Source organism: Streptomyces sp. NPDC091287, from assembly GCF_044768525.1.
Lineage (GTDB): Bacteria > Actinomycetota > Actinomycetes > Streptomycetales > Streptomycetaceae > Streptomyces.
Genome location: NZ_JBIVUV010000011.1, coordinates 233,581 through 251,038, shown reverse-complemented (window position 1 = coordinate 251,038; position 17,458 = coordinate 233,581). Strand labels below are relative to the sequence as shown.

17 protein-coding genes and 1 riboswitch are annotated in these 17,458 nt (G+C 72.9%); of the genes, 5 read left to right on the top strand and 12 right to left on the bottom strand.

Annotated features, from left to right (window positions below; translation table 11 throughout):
• Positions 1 to 87: 87 nt before the first annotated feature.
• From ACIQRW_RS20645 to ACIQRW_RS20590, 12 genes are read right to left on the bottom strand one after another with little or no spacing between them, the layout of a single operon-like run.
• Positions 88 to 1,098, bottom strand: coding sequence for an aldo/keto reductase (locus ACIQRW_RS20645; RefSeq protein ID WP_403762197.1), 1,011 nt, complete (start codon positions 1,096 to 1,098; stop codon positions 88 to 90).
• Positions 1,055 to 2,260 (bottom strand): endonuclease/exonuclease/phosphatase family protein, encoded by a 1,206-nt coding sequence (locus ACIQRW_RS20640; RefSeq protein ID WP_403762194.1) that lies wholly within the window; start codon positions 2,258 to 2,260, stop codon positions 1,055 to 1,057. The genes ACIQRW_RS20645 and ACIQRW_RS20640 overlap by 44 nt, the downstream gene beginning before the upstream one ends.
• Positions 2,257 to 3,414, bottom strand: coding sequence for a glycosyltransferase family 4 protein (locus tag ACIQRW_RS20635; protein ID WP_403762191.1), 1,158 nt, complete (start codon positions 3,412 to 3,414; stop codon positions 2,257 to 2,259). Before ACIQRW_RS20635 ends, ACIQRW_RS20640 begins: the two co-directional genes overlap by 4 nt.
• Positions 3,411 to 4,553: an endonuclease/exonuclease/phosphatase family protein gene (locus tag ACIQRW_RS20630; RefSeq protein WP_403762188.1), complete on the bottom strand. Its 1,143-nt coding sequence runs from the start codon at positions 4,551 to 4,553 to the stop codon at positions 3,411 to 3,413. Before ACIQRW_RS20630 ends, ACIQRW_RS20635 begins: the two co-directional genes overlap by 4 nt.
• Positions 4,550 to 5,581, bottom strand: coding sequence for a glycosyltransferase family 2 protein (locus tag ACIQRW_RS20625; protein ID WP_403762185.1), 1,032 nt, complete (start codon positions 5,579 to 5,581; stop codon positions 4,550 to 4,552). Before ACIQRW_RS20625 ends, ACIQRW_RS20630 begins: the two co-directional genes overlap by 4 nt.
• A gap of 28 nt (positions 5,582 to 5,609) precedes the next feature.
• The gene (locus ACIQRW_RS20620; protein WP_403762182.1) at positions 5,610 to 6,713 is read right to left on the bottom strand and encodes a UbiA prenyltransferase family protein; all 1,104 of its coding nucleotides are present in this window, start codon (positions 6,711 to 6,713) and stop codon (positions 5,610 to 5,612) included.
• A gap of 17 nt (positions 6,714 to 6,730) precedes the next feature.
• Positions 6,731 to 7,777 (bottom strand): NAD-dependent epimerase/dehydratase family protein, encoded by a 1,047-nt coding sequence (locus ACIQRW_RS20615; protein ID WP_403762179.1) that lies wholly within the window; start codon positions 7,775 to 7,777, stop codon positions 6,731 to 6,733.
• Positions 7,765 to 9,213, bottom strand: a complete 1,449-nt coding sequence (locus ACIQRW_RS20610) for an aspartate aminotransferase family protein (RefSeq protein ID WP_403762176.1) — start codon at positions 9,211 to 9,213, stop codon at positions 7,765 to 7,767. Before ACIQRW_RS20610 ends, ACIQRW_RS20615 begins: the two co-directional genes overlap by 13 nt.
• Positions 9,210 to 10,319, bottom strand: coding sequence for a lysylphosphatidylglycerol synthase domain-containing protein (locus ACIQRW_RS20605; RefSeq protein WP_403762173.1), 1,110 nt, complete (start codon positions 10,317 to 10,319; stop codon positions 9,210 to 9,212). Before ACIQRW_RS20605 ends, ACIQRW_RS20610 begins: the two co-directional genes overlap by 4 nt.
• Positions 10,316 to 11,317 carry a glycosyltransferase gene (locus ACIQRW_RS20600; protein ID WP_403762324.1) on the bottom strand — a complete coding sequence of 334 codons (1,002 nt, stop codon included), beginning with the start codon at positions 11,315 to 11,317 and terminating at the stop codon, positions 10,316 to 10,318. Before ACIQRW_RS20600 ends, ACIQRW_RS20605 begins: the two co-directional genes overlap by 4 nt.
• Positions 11,314 to 11,697, bottom strand: a complete 384-nt coding sequence (locus ACIQRW_RS20595; RefSeq protein WP_403762321.1) for a hypothetical protein — start codon at positions 11,695 to 11,697, stop codon at positions 11,314 to 11,316. The genes ACIQRW_RS20600 and ACIQRW_RS20595 overlap by 4 nt, the downstream gene beginning before the upstream one ends.
• Positions 11,698 to 11,720: 23 nt before the next feature.
• A complete protein-coding gene (locus tag ACIQRW_RS20590) occupies positions 11,721 to 11,984 on the bottom strand; it encodes a hypothetical protein (protein ID WP_403762170.1) in 264 nt (87 codons plus the stop codon).
• Positions 11,985 to 12,204: 220 nt separating this feature from the next.
• On the opposite strand from ACIQRW_RS20590, the gene ACIQRW_RS20585 reads away from it, so the two are divergent.
• The 5 genes from ACIQRW_RS20585 (at position 12,205) to ACIQRW_RS20565 (ending at position 17,141) form a co-directional block, all read left to right on the top strand.
• Positions 12,205 to 13,197: a LuxR C-terminal-related transcriptional regulator gene (locus tag ACIQRW_RS20585; protein ID WP_403762167.1), complete on the top strand. Its 993-nt coding sequence runs from the start codon at positions 12,205 to 12,207 to the stop codon at positions 13,195 to 13,197.
• A gap of 175 nt (positions 13,198 to 13,372) precedes the next feature.
• Positions 13,373 to 15,598: a carbon starvation CstA family protein gene (locus ACIQRW_RS20580; RefSeq protein WP_403762165.1), complete on the top strand. Its 2,226-nt coding sequence runs from the start codon at positions 13,373 to 13,375 to the stop codon at positions 15,596 to 15,598.
• A complete protein-coding gene (locus ACIQRW_RS20575) occupies positions 15,595 to 15,798 on the top strand; it encodes a YbdD/YjiX family protein (RefSeq protein ID WP_215104605.1) in 204 nt (67 codons plus the stop codon). The genes ACIQRW_RS20580 and ACIQRW_RS20575 overlap by 4 nt, the downstream gene beginning before the upstream one ends.
• A gap of 134 nt (positions 15,799 to 15,932) precedes the next feature.
• A complete protein-coding gene (locus ACIQRW_RS20570; protein ID WP_403762162.1) occupies positions 15,933 to 16,613 on the top strand; it encodes a hypothetical protein in 681 nt (226 codons plus the stop codon).
• 18 nt (positions 16,614 to 16,631) lie between these two features.
• Positions 16,632 to 17,141 (top strand): GNAT family N-acetyltransferase, encoded by a 510-nt coding sequence (locus tag ACIQRW_RS20565; protein WP_403762159.1) that lies wholly within the window; start codon positions 16,632 to 16,634, stop codon positions 17,139 to 17,141.
• A gap of 52 nt (positions 17,142 to 17,193) precedes the next feature.
• Positions 17,194 to 17,330: riboswitch (cobalamin riboswitch) on the top strand.
• The last annotated feature ends 128 nt before the right edge of the window (positions 17,331 to 17,458 follow it).

Sequence of the window (17,458 nt, the reverse complement as noted above, 5' to 3'; positions counted from 1 at the left end):
CCACCACGGACGGCGCGGTACGCACAGGGCGGTGGCCCGGGGACGAATTCCCCGGGCCACCGCCCGTTTTCGGTCACGCGGGGTGCGTCAGCGCAGTTCGGGGTCGGTCTCGATGACGCTGTAGGGGTACGGGAGCGTCTGGTCGCTCGCGGCGGTCAACAGGGCGGCGTCGGCCGGGTCCAGGTCCAGGTCCGCCGCGCCCAGGTTGGTCTCCAGTTGCTCCAGGGTGCGGGCGCCCACGATGGGGGCGGTGACCCCGGGCCGGCCGAGCAGCCAGGCGAGGGCCAGCACCGGCACCGCGAGGCCCGTGCGGCCGGCGACCTCGTGCAGGGCGTCCAGCACCCGCCAGGTGCGCTCGTCCCCCTCGTACGCGCTCCACGACTCACCCCAGCCGAGCCGCTCGGCGGTCTCCACACGGGTGCCCGTGGGCGGCCGCTCCGTGCCGCGCCGGATCGCGCCGCTCAGCCAGCCGCCGCGCAGCGGGCTCCACGGGATGACGCCCAGGCCCTCGTTGCGGCTGACCTCCATCAGCTCCCACTCGGCGGAACGGTCCAGCAGGTTGTAGAGCGGCTGGAGGGCCGTGAAGGGCTCCCAGCCGTGTCGCCGGCTCAGGTCGATCGCCTTCTGGAGCTGCCAGCCGGAGAAGTTGCTGGCCCCGATATAGCGCACCTTCCCGGAGGTGACGAGGGCGTCCAGGGTGGCGAGGGTCTCCTCCAGCGGGGTACCCGGGTCCCAGGCGTGCACCTGGTAGAGGTCGATGTGGTCGGTGCCCAGCCGGCGCAGGCTCGACTCGACCCCGGCGATCAGGTGATTGCGGCCCAGGCCGCGGTCGTTGGGGCCCTCCCCCGTGCCGTACCGCACCTTGGTGGCGATCACCACGTCGTCGCGGCACTGTCTCTTCAGCCAGCGGCCGAGGATCTCCTCGGAGGCTCCGGCGGAGTAGATGTCGGCGGTGTCCACGAAGGTGCCGCCCGCCTCGGTGAAGCGGTCCAGCAGGGCGTGGCTGGTGGTCTCGTCGGCCTCACGGCCGAACGTCATGGCGCCGAGGCAGAGTTCACTGACCCGCAGGCCGGTCTTTCCCAGGTAGCGGTAACGCATGGCGAGTTCCTTCGTCGTGGTGGCGGAGACCGTCGTGGTGGCGGAAACCGCCGTGGTGGCGGAGACCGCCGTGGTGGCGGATACGGAGGTCGGTGTCGGCCGGGTGGTCCGGTTCGGCGAGCGACACGGACACCTCCTGGACGCTGTGGTCGGACAGGCCGCGCGGATCGCGGAAGCGGTAGCGGTGGACCCGGGCGCCCGGTGTGGTGAGCACCCAGTCCAGCCGCCACCAGCGCAGGCCCGGACGGGCCTGCCACGAGGTGGGGCAGAGGCGTCCGGACAGGGCAACCGCGTCGGAGCCCAGTCGGGCGATGCGGCGGGCGTCCCCGATCGCGGCGGTGGTGTTGAAGTCCCCGGCGATCAGGGCCGGATGGGGGCAGCCGGCGACGTCCCCGCGGAGCCCCCGGTACTCCCGTGCCCGGTCGGCGGCCCGGGTGCGGACCGCGCGGTAGAAGTCTGCGCGCAGCGGGCTGATGAGTCGCAGCTGTACCGGGATGTGAACGTTGAAGGTGGCGAGAATCCGACCGTCACCCGGCATCTCCAGGTCCACCCGCAGGGTCCGGCGGGCGGCCGTCTCGACGGTCGCGGCGACCGGCAGCCGGGACAGGGTGATCAGGCCGCGGGCGATGACGGCCCGGTGGCCGGGGAAGGTCTCGCGCAGCCGCCGCTCGTCGTCGATCAGGCGGTACGTGCCGTCGAACTGGTCGTGGTGGTACTCCTGGAGGAGGTAGACATCGGCGTCGAGCCCGCGCAGAAAGGCGTAGAAGGGCTCCGGGTCGGTGGACTGGCACCAGTGCTGGGTGTTCCAGGACACGACGCGCACCGCCCCGTCCGGCGGCGGTGGCGGGCGGCGCTTCCCCCGTACGAGCGCGCCGGGCACGAGGCCGGACTGCCGGGCCCCGAGCAGCAGGGCCGCGCCCGCCAGGACGGCGGCCACGAGGTCCCCGGTCACCGTCGCGAGCACCAGGAGGAGAGCCGGCAGGGCGACGAACACGGGCGGCGGCAGCAGTGAGGGCAGCAGCCAGAACCACCAGCGGCCGTTGAGGACGAGGTGCGCGGCCAGGAAGACCGCCCAGGCCCCCGCCGCCCACAGCGCCCATCCGCCGCCCGGCCAGGCGGCGTTCGCCCCGCCGCCCGCCGCCAGGACGTCGGCCGTTCTCACGCGGGGGCTCCCTGTACGGCCCCGGCCTCCTGGAACAGCGCGTCGTAGGCGTCCAGGCAGCTGTCCGTCCCGTACCGGGCGCGGGCGTCACGCCCTCCCTCGGCGCGGCGCTCCGGGGCGTAGGCGGCCACCTCCAGGAGGGCCCCGGCCAGGGCGCGGGCGTCGCCGGGCGGGAAGAGGCGGCCGAAGCCGGTCTCGGACACCGGCACACGCATGCCCGGCGCGTCGCTCGCGACGGAGGGAACGCCGAGCATCATCGCCTCGGCCTGGGAGATTCCGAAGGACTCCTCGGCGACGGACGGCAGGGCGAAGGCGTCCAGCGAGGCGTAGAAGCCCGCCACCCGGTCGTCGGCGAGGAAGCCGGTGAACCGGACCCGGGTGTCGTCGCCGGCCCGTGCGCGCAGGGCCCCGACGACGCTGCCGCCCGCGACCTTGGAGTAGTCGCCGGCGATCAGCAGCCGGGCCTCGGGATCCGGAATCGTCCGAAAGGCGTCGACCAGGTGGTGCAGCCCCTTCTCCGGGGCGATCCGGCCGAGGAAGCCGAAGTGCGGGCCCGCCGTCTCGCGGAAGGCGGCGGGGGCGGGCTCGCGTTCGCGGCAGGGCGGGGCGATGGCCAGCAGCCGGCGCCCGCGCATCAGGGGCCAGTGGCGCGAATGCTCCGCGTGGTCCACGTTGTTGACGACCACGGCGGCCGAGCGGCGCAGCGCCCCGGCCACCGAGGCGTCGACGGCCCTCACCTGGAGCGGGGCGAGAGCGCCCCCGGCCAGCCAGACGTCGTCGTGGTGGGTGGCGACCACCGGGGTGTCCCCGGCGAGGCGGGCGACGAGCCCCGCCTCCAGCATCGGCAGATGGAGGTTGACGACCCGGGAGGCGCGGGCGATCCGCCCGGCGAGCGGGGCGAACCCGGGGCTGATCACGCCGCGTCCGAGCCGCGCGGCGACCGGGGCGCGGAACACCTCGACGCCGTTCAGGGTCTCCCGTGCGGGGCGGTCCGGGTCGTGCCGGCAGGCGACGACGGCGACTCGGCGGCCCCGCGCGGCCAGCCCCTCGGCGACCGTGCGGGCCACTTCGGTGAGCCCGCTGGTGTACGGGAGGTAGTAGGTGAGCACGATCGTCGCGTCGAAGCGGGGCGAGCGCGCGGAGCGCCGGGTCATGGCCGGTCCTTCTCGGTGGCCGGGGCGGACGCCCCGGGGGCGGGCAGGGAGAGGCGGAGATCGATCAGCCGGTGGGTGGAGAGTGCGGCGGGCGGGTCCTGGACGGACTGCCGGTGCAGGTCGATCCGGGGCGAGACGAACGCCCAGTCGAGCCGCCAGAGCGGTGGGCCGCTCACCGGGAAGGTCGCCGGGTAGACCGAGTCCCCCGCGTCGGCGGCGTCCCGCAGCCCGTCGAACCAGCGCAGGTCCCCGGTGCCGGGCAGCACGTTGAGGTCCCCGGCGAGGACCACCGGGTGGCCGTTGGCGTCGAGGTCCTCGCGCAGTGCCTCGAAGTGCCTCTCGCGGCGCTCGGAGAGCTGTCGCACGGAGCGGTGGTAGGCGGGGGTCAGCGGGTTGCGGTCGACGTTCAGCAGATCGGGCAGGTGGGTGTTGTAGAGGGACAGGGTCTCGCCGTCGACGTCGATGTCGGTGCGCAGGACGCGGACGTTCCAGTAGTCGGCCCAGGAGGTGTCGGGCGGGGCGAGCCCGTCGGGGCGCAGCGCCCGCGCCGAGGTGATCGGGAAACGGGACAGGGTGAGGAACTCGCCCTCGGTGGCGATGTGGAAGCCGGGGAACTCCTTGCGGAGCCGGGCGAGGTCGTCGATCGGCGCGGGTTCGTCGCCCCGGGCGTTCTGGTACTCCTGGAGGAGGTAGACGTCGGCGGAGCGGGACCTGAGGTAGGCGTAGAACGCGTCGGTGTCGCTGTCCTGGTCCCAGAAGAAGGTGTTCCAGCTGACCACCCTCAGGGCGTCCGGGGGGACGGCGGGCTGCCCGCGCAGGAGCGCCCCGGGGTGCAGCCCGGTCTGCCAGGAGCCGAGCAGCAGCGAGAGCAGGACGACGCCCACCGCCGCCCGTCTGCCGTGCCGGATCAGGGCGGCCGGGATCAACAGGGCGAGCGGGAACAGCAGATGGAGGGCGGGCGGGGCGAGGCCGAGGCCGTTCCACGCCCACCACCGGCCGCTGAGGAGGGCGCGGGCGGCGACGAACAGGGCCCACAGGACGGCGACCGCGAGCAGCAGCCGGCCGGGCCACCGGCGTCGTCGCCCTTCGGACTCGGGCGCCGCGTCCGCCGCGGTGGCCGGCGCGAGGGTCCCGGTCATGTGGCGGCCCGCACCGGCGCGAGGTGCTCCCCCGGCTCGTACAGCCGGCGGAAGCGGCGGGAGGTCAGCCACTGGAGGACGCCGACGCCCGCGCCCGCCGCGATGACCGCGTTGACCACGGTGTGGACGAAGACGAAGTAGGCGGCGAACAGAGGGCCTCGGCGGCGTAGGACGAAGCCGTACAGGGCGGTGTCCGCGAGCAGGGTGAATGCCAGCAGGGCGGCGGGGGCGAGCAGCCAGGGCAGGGCGATCAGGCCGAGCGGCAGGGTCAGCAGGGCGAGCAGGGCCGCGACGCTGGCTCCGGCGCGCGGCCCGGTGGCGATGCCGCCGGGCAGGTCGCCGCGTCGGACGTACAGCGGGATGTGCAGCCGGGTGCGGTGGAAGACCTTGCGCAGCACGACCCGCCAGGTGTCGTCGTGGTCGTGCCGGCCGCGCACGGTGGTGGAGCTGTGGACCTCGTAACTCCGGCAGATCCGGGCGGCGTAGTCGCCGTCCTCGGTGTGCCGCAGCCGGGGGTTGAAGGGGCCGATCTCGGCGAAGACGCGGGCGGGCATGGCGCAGATCGCGGTGTGCAGGGTGCCGATGCGGCCCTCAGTCTCGGCGAGCCAGTAGAACTGGTGGAGGCAGCGGTACTCCTCGATCAGGCTGTCCCGGATGAGGGGTTCGGCGTCGTAGGTGCCGCAGACCGCGCCGATGCGGGGGTCGGAGTCGAGCAGGGCGACGGCGTTGGCGATGGCGTCCGGTTCCATCGCCACGTCGGAGTCGACGAACACGATGATCTCGCCCCGGGCGTGGGCCGCGCCGGTGTTGCGGGTGGTGGCCACTCCGCTGTTGACGCCGGTGCTGATCACCCGGACGCCGCAGGCCTCGGCGACGGCGACCGAGTCGTCGGTGGAGCAGTCGTCGATCAGCAGCACCTCCAGCGGTTCGTAGGTCTGGGCGAGCGCGGCGCGCAGGCAGAGCTCCAGTGCGCGGCCGTAGTTGTAGTTGGGGATGACGACGGAGACGAGAGGTTGCTTCCGGTTCACGGGGCGGCGCCTTCGGGCGGTCGGTGGGTCATGCGGACGCTTGCGGGAGGAGGAGGGCGAGGGCGACGAGCACCGCCCACAGCGCCGCGTTGACGAGCGTGGCGCGGTCCCGGAAGAGGACGTGGACGGGGTTGCCGCCGCCCTCCTCGACGAGGAGGACCTGGAGGTAGCGGGCGAGGCCGAAGACGGCGCAGGGGGCGGAGAGCAGGGTGACGAGGGAGGCCCCGGCGGCGAGGGCCGCGTCGTCGCGCAGGTAGAGCACGTAACTGACGGCCGTCAGCACGGCGACCAGGACGACGAGGTGGTCGAGGAAGGCGAGCGTGTAGCCGCGCAGGGCGGGGCGGTGGGCGCGGCCCGCCGCCGTCATCTCGTGCCGGCGTTTGCCGAGCGCCAGCATCAGGCAGAGCGAGAAGACGCACAGGGCCAGCCACTCGGACATCCGGGCGCCGATGAGCAGCGACCCCTGGACGAGCCGCAGCACGAAGCCGGTCGCCACGATGAACGCGTCCACCAGCGGTACGTGTTTGAGGCCCTGGGAGTAGGCGAGGCTCAGCGCCAGGTAGAGGGCGGTGGGCCACCACTGCCAGGCGGGCCCGGCCACCGCCCAGCCGGTCAGCGACAGGGCGAGGACGCCGGTCAGCGCTCCCGCGGCGGCGGTGGACACCTGGCCGGAGGCGATCGGGCGGTGGCGTTTGACCGGGTGCAGCCGGTCCCGGTCCCGGTCGGCGAGGTCGTTGACGACGTAAACGAGCGCGGAGGCGAGGGTGAAGCCGAGGACGGCCCAGCCGGTGCGCAGGAAGGCGGCGGCCCCCCAGGGGTGGGTGTCGAGCAGGGCGAGCGGGACGACGGCCAGGTTCTTCACCCACTGGCCGGGGCGCAGGAGCGCGAGGAGGTCGCGTGGGCGGGGGCGCCGGCGACGGCCCCGTGCGTCGGTCGCGGTCGCGGTCGCGGTCACGTTCGTGGTGGTGGTCGTGGTGGTGATGATCGCGCTCGTGGTCGCGGTCACGGTCGGTAGAGGCTGAAGCGGCTCTACGGCGGTGGGTTCGGGCAGGGCGGTGAGGTCGGCGGGTTCGGGCTCGGGCGGGACTGCCACCACGCGCACGGGCGCGGGTGAGGACCGGGTGATGTCCACGGCAGGGCTCCAGGGGATCAGAAGAAGACCTTGGCCAGGCCGAGCGCCCCTTGGCGCCACGGTTCCCGGCTGGTCCGGCCGGCTCCGGGAGCGGGCGCGCCGGCTCCCCGCTGGGTGCGCCACCACGCGTACGTGCCGAGGACGGCGTCCTGGTTGGAGAGCGCGGGACGGAAGCCGAGCCGTTCGGTGGCCCGGCCGATGTCCACGTAACTGTCGTCGAGGAGCTTGAAGAGCAGCCGCCCGTAGACCGGGGAGAGCTTGGTGCGCTCCAGCAGGCGCAGGACCGCGAGTGCCGGTGCTGCCGGCAGCGGGACCACGCGTTTGCCGTGTCCGGCCGCGTCCAGCACGGCCTGGAAGTCCTCGCGCAGGGTGCCGAATTCGGCGGCGCCCAGGTTGTAGACGTCGCTGGCGATCTCGGGCGGTGCGTCGAGGGCGAGCACCACGGCGTCGACGAGGTCGGCCATGCCGAACATCTGGATGCGGACGTCGCCCCGGCCGAGGACCGGGAAGTTGCGGCGCTCCTCGGCCCATTCGAAGAGCATCGAGAAGAGGCCCATGCGGCCGGGCCCGAGGAAGGTCTTGGGGCGCAGCACCGGCAGGCACATCCCGCGCGCCCGGAACTCCTCGCAGACCTCCTCGGCCTCGGCCTTCGCCCTGCTGTACGGGTCGACGGGCTCGCGCGGGTGCTCCTCCGGGGTGGGGACCCGCTTGGGCAGTCCGTAGACGGCGGTGGAGGAGATGTGCACGACCCGGTCGATCCGGGCCCGGTGCGCGGCGGTCAGGACGGTGCGGGTGCCGTCGACGGTGATGGAGCGGATCTGGTCGACGGGGTAGCTGGGCAGCGCCGCGGCGCAGTGCACCAGCGCGTGGGCCCCGTCGAAGGCGCGGGCGAGCGCCGCCGCGTCCCGGATGTCGGCGACGATGTGCCGGGCCCCGGCGGGCGGGTGGGGGTCGTCGCGCAGGTCGACGCCGACGACGTCGTGGCCGTCGGCGGCGAGCCGGGTCACCAGGTGGGAGCCGAGCATGCCGGCGGCCCCGGTCACGGCGATGGTCAGGCCGCCCATCGTGACACCGCCTTGTCCTTGAGGAAGGCGGTGAGGAGCCGGTTCATGCCCTTGGCCAGGGTCTTGTCGAAGGCGTCGAGGAAGATCTCCACCTCGTCGGGTCCTGCGACCAGACAGGGCGCGGCCACCAGGGGGCTGCGGCCGTTGAGCGTGTAGTACATGTACACGTCGTGGTCGTGGTACATCGCGTTGACGACCGCGCAGGTGATGACCTTGGTGCGCAGCAGCGGGTCGCGGGCCAGTCCGCCCGGGGCGATCTTCGCGGCGAGGTCGAGGATGCGGGGGCCGCCGTCGAGGAAGATCCCGTACAGCGCTCCGGCTCCGCGGACGTCCGCGATGATGTCGGGGTACTGCTTGCGCAGCCGCTCCAGGCCCGGCTGGAGTACGCGTTCGATGGCGCGGGCGCGGGCCGGATAGTCGTCCTCGACCGCGATGTTGACGGCCTCCAGCGCGGTGGCGGTCTCCTCGCCGAAGCCGTAGTAGGTGGTGCTGGTGGACTGGAGCATGGCGTCGCCGAGGCTGTCGTACGCCTTGCGGAAGACGGGTTCGCGGGCGACGAAGGCGGAGACGGAGGACTTGCCGCCGCCGAAGGACTTCGAGGTGGTCACCACGTCCGGGACGAGTCCGGGGTAGCGCATGAAGTGGAAGAGGCTGCCGGTCTTGCCCCAGCCGGTGTAGATCTCGTCGAAGATCAGCACGATCTTCTCCTCGGTGCACAACTCCCGCAGGCCGCGCAGGAACTCCTCGGAGCACTCCGTCATCGTGGAGGCGGAGAAGGGCTCGATGAGGATCGCGTAGACGTCGCAGCGGCCCTTGGTGTCCCGGGCTCCGGCGACCGCTTCCCGTACGGAGTCGAGGTCGCCGTAGCGGAAGGCGGAGACGCCGGGTATGCCGGGGAAGGCGAAGCTGTTCTGGGCGCTGCCGGTGAGGCTGCCGGAGCCCAGCAGCTTGCCGTGGAAGCTGATGTCGGCGTGCAGGATCTGCTGCCGGCGGCCGCCGTGGTACTTGTACGCGAGTTTCACCGCGCCCTCGACGGCCTCGGCCCCCGAGTTGGGGAAGAACGAGAGGTTCAGGTCGCCGGGGAGGAGCTGGGCGAGGTTGTGGCCGAGGGCGGCGATGTAGGGCGAGAAGTAGGTCTTGTGGACCTCCATCCGGCGCTGTTCCTGGAAGCGGCGGCGCGCGGCGAGGATCCGCGGGTGGTTGTGGCCGTGGTTGAGGACGCCGACGCCGCCGGTGAAGTCGAGGATCCGGCGGCCGTCGCGGGTGTGGATCCAGGATCCCTCGGCGTGGTCGACGAGTTCCCTGCCGAAGCCGAAGGAGGTCATCAGGGAGACCTGGCTCTTGTTGACGTGGGACCGGTACAGCTCGTGCACCTGGCTCGTCGACAGTTGTTCGCAGTCGTCCACGGTGAGCAGGGGGGTTGCGGCGGAGGTCATGCGGCTCCTTCCTGGAGCGCGGGTCGGGGGGTGGGCAGGGGTCCGGCGGCGCGGGCCCACGCGAGTGCGGCGCCGGTGGCGGCCACCTCGCTGAGCACGCAGACCAGCCGGCTGGCGATGACGGCCGCGGTGGCGGCGGACAGCGGCATGACCGCGCCGAGGGGCGCGAGGAGGACGAGTTCGCGGGCGCCCCAGCCGTCGGGCAGGACGAAGGCGAGACTTCCGGCGACGGTGGCCAGGGCGAAGCCGCCGACGCAGACCGGCAGGGAGAGCAGCGGCGGGGCGCCCAGAAGGACGGCGATCGCCCACAGGTGGAGTCCGGAAACGGCCCAGGAGGCGCAGGCCCAGCCGATGGAGAGCCGCAGGGCCCGGGGCGAGCCCTCGGCGGCTCCGTCCGGGCGGCGGGCCAGCCGCATCGTCCACGCGACGAGGCGGCCCACCCAGCCGGGCCGGGCCACGGCGGCGGCGGCGAGCAGGACCAGCGGGGCGAAGACCCAGGCGCCCGTGCCGAACACGGCCGGTGCGACGAGGAGTCCGGCGGCGGCCCCGGTGGTCATCCCGATGACGAGGCCGAGGCCGAAGGCGGCGATCATCCGCTCGGGGGCGATGCCGACGGCCTTGCCGAGCTGGATGTGGGCGAGGACGCCCCAGATGCGGCCGGGGACGAATTTGCTGATGACGCCGATGAAGAAGATCCGGGCGGTGTCGCTGGTGCGGGCCGTGGAGCCGCCGTCCACGACGAGGACCCGCCAGGACAGCATCGACAGGACGAGCCCGGCCGCGTTGGCGAGGAGGGCGGCGATGAGCAGGAGCACTCCCCCGGGCCGCCCGGCGGCCTCGGCCATCTCCGTACCGGCTCCGCGCAGCGAACCGCCCACGGCGAAGGCGGTCGCCGCGACGAGCACGAGGGCGGCGGCCGTGCGCAGCAGCCGGGCCCGCCGGGAGGGACGGGCGGCGGCTTCGGGCGGCGCGGGCCCGGGCATCCCCGCTCCGGCCCCGGGCGTCCCGGGCCCGGCTTCAGGTGCCCCGGCCTCGGGCGCCCCGGGCCCGGCCTCGGGCGCCCCCGTCCCGGTGGCCCCGCGCTCCTGGTCCACTCCGGCGCTCACGGGGCGGCCACCGGGGCGGGCCGGTCGCGGCGGCCCCGGACGGAGGGGCCGAAGCGGGGGTCGACCAGCCAGCGCAGCCCGCCGACCACCGCGCCGAGGACGAGCGCCAGGTGCACCGCGAGGTGCAGCGCGGTGAAGCGGAGCAGGAAGAGCCAGCCCTTGCGGCGGGCCACGAAGCGCGACAGCCCGACGTCCGCCAGCGCGAAGGCCACGGCGCAGGCCAGGGGCACGGCGAGCAGCCAGGGGGTGAGCAGGGCGAGCGGAAGGGTGAGCGGGACCAGCCCGGCGGCCAGGACGCCGCCGGTGCGATTGGCGCGCAGCCCACCGCCGCGCCGGCGCTCGACGGCGGCGACGGGGACGAGCAGTTGGGAGCGGCGGTACTGCTCGGCGAGCATCGGCAGCAGCCGGTCCACGTCGTCGTGGCGGCCGGTCACCCGCTCGCTGAGGCGGATGCGGTGGGTGGCGGCGAGGCGGTCGCTGTACTCGACGTCCTCGGAGTCGCGGAGGTTCTCGTCGAAGGGCCCGGTCGCCTCGAAGACGCGGCGCTCGATCGCGGCCAACGCGAAGAAGGCGGTGCCGACGACTCCGGCGCTGCGGTGTCGCCAGAAGTGGGCGTGCAGGCAGTGGTAGACCTCCACCGGTCCGTCGTCGAAGAGCGGTTCGGGGTCCAGGACGCCGTGGACGCAGCCGGTCTCCGGGTCGTCCATGAGCAGGTCGACGGCGTTCTCGATGGCGTCGGGGGCCAGCGCGATGTCGGAGTCGAGGAAGAACAGCACCTGGCCGGCGGATGCGGCGACACCGAGGTTGCGGGCGGCGGAGACCCCCGCGTTGTCCGGGCGGGCGACGAGTACACAGGGGAACTCGCGGGCGATGTCACGCGAGCGGTCGGTGCTGGCGTCGTCCACGACGACCACGTCCCGAGGGCGCAGGGTCTGGGCGTAGACGGATTCCAGGCAGGCCCGCAGGGTCTTCTCGTAGTTGTGGTTGGGGATGATCACTGACACGGTGGGGCGCTCCCGTGGCATGGCGGGTCCGGTCCTTTCGGTTCGGGAAGTCGGTGCGGATCCGGGCCTCCCAGGGCCGCGGGCCGCCAGCCGAGGGAGCCGGGGCGCGCGGCGCTCAGGAGGGTCAGGAGGAAGTCCAGCGCGGCCAGTTCGGCATGCACGAAGTCGGGGCTCTCCATGTAGAGCGCGGCGCGGACCGAGCCGTCCGGGCTTTCGGAGACGTACACATGGACCGGCCCCCCTGGATACGGTCCGGCGCCGCGGACGCAGGTGCCGACCCGGTGGGCGCGCAGCCGCCCGGCCAGGTCCCGTGCCGTCCACCGGTCGGGGTGCGGGGGTTCGGTACGCACCAGGAGCGCGGTCACCAGGAACACGGAGGTGTCCCGTTCTCCCGGGGTCACCCCCAGGAGAAGCCCTCCCGGCCCGTGGCGGCGAGTACGGCCGGCGAGGGGCGGCGGGTCGGGGAACGGAACGCACGCATCGGGAACTCCTCGAAGATGTAGCGGTGTGTGAATGGCTTGTGACGGCCTGATCCTGTCGCCATCGCCTCCCCGGAGGCCACGGTTGCCGGGTGGCCGGGAGTTGCGGGGCAGCAGGCTGCCAACTCCGCGGACAGCCGTACGGCGCCCGCCGCCTGGGACGATGCGGTGGTGGCAGGCAACTGCCAGACACCTTGCGGCCATTCGTGCCACGGTCCGGCGCCCGTCCCGGCCGCCGCCGGCCTCGGCCTTTCCGGCCATGTGCGGCCTCTCGGGGCCCATCCATCCCGTGGACCTGGTCTATACCTTCACAACACGTCGGCCCTACACTCGCGCCCGGTGCTGAAGTGGCGTCCCGTACGGGAGTTCGGGGACGGCGTGACATCTGCGGGGGAGCCAGAGATGTTAGAGGTACTGGGGCTGGACGCACGGACGGAGCTGGTGTACCGGCTCGTCCTGGAGGAGCCGGAACTGCGGCTGGACGAGATCGTGGCGCGGCTCGGACGGAGCGAGGACGATGTGCGCCGGGCTCTCGACCAGCTGGCCGAGCTGTGTCTGCTGGATGACGGCCCTCGCGGTACGGAGCAGGGCCCGCCGGTCTTCCGCGCGCTGGACCCGGCCGCGAGTCTGCCCTTCCTCCTCTCCCGCCGGGAAGCCGAACTGGCCCGGCAGCAGCGGGGACTTGAGGTAGCGCGGGACGCGATGTCGGCCCTCACCACGGACCGGGGGCGGCGGGCGGGCGGGGGCTTCGACGTCATCAAACGGCTGGAGGGGCTCGACGCGGTGCGCGAGCGGCTGACCGAACTGGCCGAGCTGGCCAGGACGGAGTGCCTCTCGCTGCTGCCCGGCGGCGCGCAGTCCCCGGACACGCTGGAGGCCAGCGGTCCGCTGGACCGGTGGGCGTTGGAGCGCGGCGTGCGGCTCCGCAGCATCTATCAGGACAGCTTCCGCAACGATCCGTCGACCCTGCGCTATGTGAACCGGCTGGGCCTGCTCGGTGCGGAGAGCCGTACGCTGCCCACCCTGCCGCTGGTCATGGTCGTGGTCGACGGGGAGGTGGCCCTGGTGCCGCTGGACCCCGACGACGGCCGGGCGGGCGCGCTGGAGTTGCGGAGCAAGGGGGCCGTCGCGCTGGCCCGGCTCCTGTTCGAGCAGCTGTGGGCCACCGCCACCCCGCTCGGCTCCGCTCCCCGCCGCGACGGCAACGGGCTGACCCCGCAGGAGGACGAGTTGCTGTCCCTGCTGGCGAAGGGGCACACGGACGCGACGGCCGCCCGCAGGCTGGGGGTGTCCCTGCGCACGGTGCGCCGGATGAACGCGGAGCTGACGGCCCGGATGCAGGCCCGCAGCAGGTTCCAGGCGGGCGCGGAGGCGGCGCGCCGGGGCTGGATCTGACCGGCCGGAAGGCCCACGTATCCCGGGTGAACCGAAACGCGTCGGCGCCCGTGTCCCCGTGCGATACATCACCGTTGCCGGACCGCAATGCGGACGGGGGGTGACGCTGGGCGGACGCGTCCCCTAGATTTCCTGCCCATTGCACCGGTGATCAGCGAGGGGACGGAGTCACCACATGGCGAAAACGCCCACACCAGCACCATCGGCACCACGGGTGCCGGGGAAACGGGGCATCTCGCCCAGGTCCATAGTGGTCTGGAGCCTGGTCGCCCTGGTCGGCGCCATCGGCTGGGCCACCCTCGCGCTCTCGCGGGGTGAGGAGGTCTCCGCCGCCTGGATGCTGGCAGCGGCCCTCGGCTCGTACGCCATCGCGTACCGCTTCTACTCCCGGTTCATCGCCAACCGGGTCCTGAAGGCCGACAAGAACCGCGCGACCCCCGCCGAACAGCTGGACAACGGCGTCGACTTCCACCCCACCGACCGCCGGGTCCTGTTCGGCCACCACTTCGCCGCCATCGCCGGGGCGGGGCCCCTGGTCGGCCCGGTGCTCGCCGCGCAGATGGGCTACCTGCCCGGCACGATCTGGCTCGTCGTCGGCGTCATCTTCGCCGGCGCCGTCCAGGACATGGTGACGCTCTTCTTCTCCACCCGCCGCAACGGCCGTTCGCTCGGCCAGATGGCGCGCGACGAGATCGGCCCGGTCGGCGGGATCGCCGCCCTGGTCGCGGTCTTCATCATCATGATCATCCTGCTCGCGGTCCTCGCGCTGGTCATCGTGAACGCGCTCGCGCACTCGCCGTGGGGCGTCTTCTCCATCGGCATGACGATCCCGATCGCCCTCTTCATGGGCGTCTATCTGCGCACCCTGCGGCCCGGCAAGGTCAGCGAGGTCTCCTTCATCGGCGTCGCGCTGCTGCTCCTCGCGATCGTCTCGGGCGGCTGGGTCGCCGAGTCGTCGTGGGCGGACTTCTTCACGCTGGAGCCGGGCACGCTGGTCATCTGGATGATCGTGTACGGGTTCTTCGCCTCCGTGCTCCCCGTGTGGCTGCTGCTGGCCCCGCGCGACTACCTCTCCACCTTCATGAAGGTCGGCACGATCGGGCTGCTGGCCCTGGGCGTGGTCGTCGCCATGCCGACCCTGAAGATGCCCGCGGTCACCGACTTCGCCTCCAGCGGCTCGGGCCCGGTCTTCGCCGGCTCGATGTTCCCGTTCGTCTTCATCACCATCGCCTGCGGCGCGCTCTCCGGCTTCCACTCCCTGGTCTCCTCCGGCACCACGCCGAAGATGGTCCAGAAGGAGACGCAGATCCGGATGATCGGCTACGGCGCCATGCTGGTCGAGTCGTTCGTGGCGATCATGGCGATGATCACCGCCTCCATCATCGACCCCGGCCTCTACTTCGCCATCAACGCACCCGTCGGCGTGATCGGCGACAGCGTCCAGTCGGCCTCCCAGGCCGTGGCCAACTTCGGCTTCACCATCACCCCGGACGCCCTGGCCCAGGCCGCCAAGGACGTCGAGGAGGCGAGCCTGCTCTCCCGGACCGGTGGCGCGCCCACGTTCGCGCTCGGCATGGCGGAGATCTTCTCCGCGGTGGTCGGCGGGACCGCGATGAAGGCGTTCTGGTACCACTTCGCCATCATGTTCGAGGCGCTCTTCATCCTCACCACCGTGGACGCCGGCACCCGGGTCGGGCGCTTCATGCTCCAGGACATGCTGGGCAACGTCTACAAGCCGTTCCGTGAGGTCAGCTGGAAGCCGGGCGTGTGGTTCGCCAGCGCCGTCGTGGTCGGCGGCTGGGGCTACTTCCTCTGGGTCGGCGTGCACGACCCGCTGGGCGGCATCAACCAGCTGTTCCCGCTCTTCGGCATCGCCAACCAGTTGCTGGCAGCCGTCGCACTGGCCGTCTGCACCACCCTGCTCGTCAAGTCCGGCCGCCTGAAGTGGGCCTGGGTCACCGCGGTCCCGCTCGCCTGGGACGTGGCGGTCACCCTCACCGCGAGCTGGCAGAAGATCTTCTCCGACGACGTCAAGATCGGCTTCTTCGCCCAGCGCGACAAGTACCAGGCGGGCATCGACGCGGGCGAGGTGCTGGCCCCCGCGAAGAACATGGACGACATGCGGACCGTCGTCACCAACTCCACCGTCGACGGGGTGCTGAGCGCGCTCTTCGCGCTCCTCATCATCGTGGTGCTCGTGGACGCCGGGCGGGTCTGTTACAAGGCCATCCGCGACCCGGAGAGCGTCAAGCTCCACGAGACGCCGTACGTCGAGTCCAGGCTCGTCGCCCCGGCCTCGCTCTTCGCGACCAAGGAGGAGAAGGCCGAACTGGCCGCCGCCGGAGTCGGCCCCGAGGGCGGCATCCGCAAGGAGGCGGCGGAGACGGGGAGCCGGACATGACGGTCGCGGACGTACGACGGGTGGCCGGACGGATCCGCTGGTACGTCCGTGAGCTGACCGGCGAGTCCACGTACGACCGCTATGTGGCGCACGCGAGGACCCACGATCCGGACACGCCGGTGATGACCCGTCGCGCCTTCGAACGCAGCCGCACGGACGCCCGCGAGGCGGATCCCCGCGAGGGCTTCCGCTGCTGCTGAGCACCACCGGCCGGAGATCGGGCCGCCGCACCCCTTCCAGGGGCGCGGCGGCCTCTTTTCGCGCCCTCGCACGAGCCCGGGCGCCGCTCGATTTCCCGGTGCGCGGAGCCCTCACCGTACGAAAGGATGTGCCCATGACATCGCATCCCCGGCCGCCCCGGCTCCGTCCCGTACTCACGACCTTGGCGCTGGCGTTGGCCCTGGCGGCGGCGACGGGCTGCGGCACCGAGGTGGCGACCGGCACGGAGGCGGCGGACCGGAGCGCCTCGGCGGCCCCGGCGCCCGACCGGGCAGAGCTGGAGGCGCGGGCGCTGGCCGTGCAGACCGTCGCGGAGCACGTATGGGTGACCGAAGTCCCGGGGTACACCCTGGCCCGCCAGTCGGTCGGGGTGATCGGCGACGACGGGTTCGGCAGCGTCTACACCACACCCGACGGCGGGCAGATCCAGCTGCGGGTGGAGCGCCGGGCGCACGCCGGGGCCGACTGTACGAAGGACCCCGCGCCCGAGGGCGGCCGGGAGCCCGTGAAGACGTGCGAGCGGGACGGTGAACAGTGGTACCGGGCCACGGAGTCGGGCCACGCGTACGCGTGGGAGCAGGGCGGACTCGTGGTCACCGTGAGCGGGGCGCCCGCAGAGGTGGACCGGGCGACGCTGCGGTCCGCGGCGCGGGCCGCCCACCGCGCCGACGACCACGAGCTGGACCAGGTGCTCCCGCCGGCCGACGAGGCACCCGGGCAGCGGCCGGTCGAGCGTGGGGACCTGCCGCCGGTGGGCGACGGCGCGCCCAACAACGACGTGGGAGCGAGTGGCTGACGTGGGAGCGAGTGGCTGATGGATCTGACGATCAGAGCGGCGGAGCCCGGCGAGTACGCCGTCCTCGGCGGGATCATCGCCGAGGCGTATCTCGGCGACGGTCTGCTGGACGGCCCGCGGGACCCGTATCTGCTCAAGTTGCGGGCGGTGGAGCAACGCGCGACCGAGGCCGAGGTCCTCGTCGCGCTCGACGCGCACGGGGCGGTGCTCGGCGGTGTGACCTATGCCGCACCCGGCACCCCGTGGCGCGACATCGCCGGTCCGGACGAGGCCGAGTTCCGGATGCTGGCCGTGGCCCGCGAGGGACGCGGGCGGGGCGTGGGAGAGGCCCTCGTGCGGGCGTGCGTCGAGCGCGCCCGGTCCGCCGAGGGCGTGCGGGCGCTCGTGCTGTCGACGCAGCCGGCCATGCTCGGAGCCCATAGGATCTACCGTCGGCTCGGCTTCGTACGAACCCCCGAACGGGACTGGGAACCGGTGCCGGGACTACGGCTCATGACCTTCCGGCTGGAGCTGGAGGCGCCCTTCTGAGGGGCGTGTTAAATCGTCGCGACACAACATGTGGGGGCCGCTTCATCCGGCGGCCCCCACATGTATGCTCGACCTCGCTGTCGCCGCAGGGGAATCCGGTGCGAATCCGGAACTGTCCCGCAACGGTGTGATCAGTGTGCTTTTGCACACCCGCAAGTCCGAAGACCTGTCGACAGCGCGTCCGGCTCGACCGAATCGGACGCCAGACGTCCGGGTCTCGCGGATAGGCCGGTGGACGCCGTCAGCTGTGCTGCCCTGCCCCGGGTTTCGCGCTGCCCGGCTTCCCCGCCTGCCGCCGGCCCCTGCCGAGCGAGGGA

Coding starts and splice junctions, on each gene's coding strand:
- ACIQRW_RS20565 (WP_403762159.1), top strand. CDS start 16,632: ATGGATCTGACGATCAGAGCGGCGGAGCCCGGCGAGTACGCCGTCCTC.
- ACIQRW_RS20630 (WP_403762188.1), bottom strand. CDS start 4,553: ATGACCGGGACCCTCGCGCCGGCCACCGCGGCGGACGCGGCGCCCGAG.
- ACIQRW_RS20635 (WP_403762191.1), bottom strand. CDS start 3,414: ATGACCCGGCGCTCCGCGCGCTCGCCCCGCTTCGACGCGACGATCGTG.
- ACIQRW_RS20575 (WP_215104605.1), top strand. CDS start 15,595: ATGACGGTCGCGGACGTACGACGGGTGGCCGGACGGATCCGCTGGTAC.
- ACIQRW_RS20580 (WP_403762165.1), top strand. CDS start 13,373: ATGGCGAAAACGCCCACACCAGCACCATCGGCACCACGGGTGCCGGGG.
- ACIQRW_RS20610 (WP_403762176.1), bottom strand. CDS start 9,213: ATGACCTCCGCCGCAACCCCCCTGCTCACCGTGGACGACTGCGAACAA.
- ACIQRW_RS20585 (WP_403762167.1), top strand. CDS start 12,205: ATGTTAGAGGTACTGGGGCTGGACGCACGGACGGAGCTGGTGTACCGG.
- ACIQRW_RS20570 (WP_403762162.1), top strand. CDS start 15,933: ATGACATCGCATCCCCGGCCGCCCCGGCTCCGTCCCGTACTCACGACC.
- ACIQRW_RS20615 (WP_403762179.1), bottom strand. CDS start 7,777: ATGGGCGGCCTGACCATCGCCGTGACCGGGGCCGCCGGCATGCTCGGC.
- ACIQRW_RS20645 (WP_403762197.1), bottom strand. CDS start 1,098: ATGCGTTACCGCTACCTGGGAAAGACCGGCCTGCGGGTCAGTGAACTC.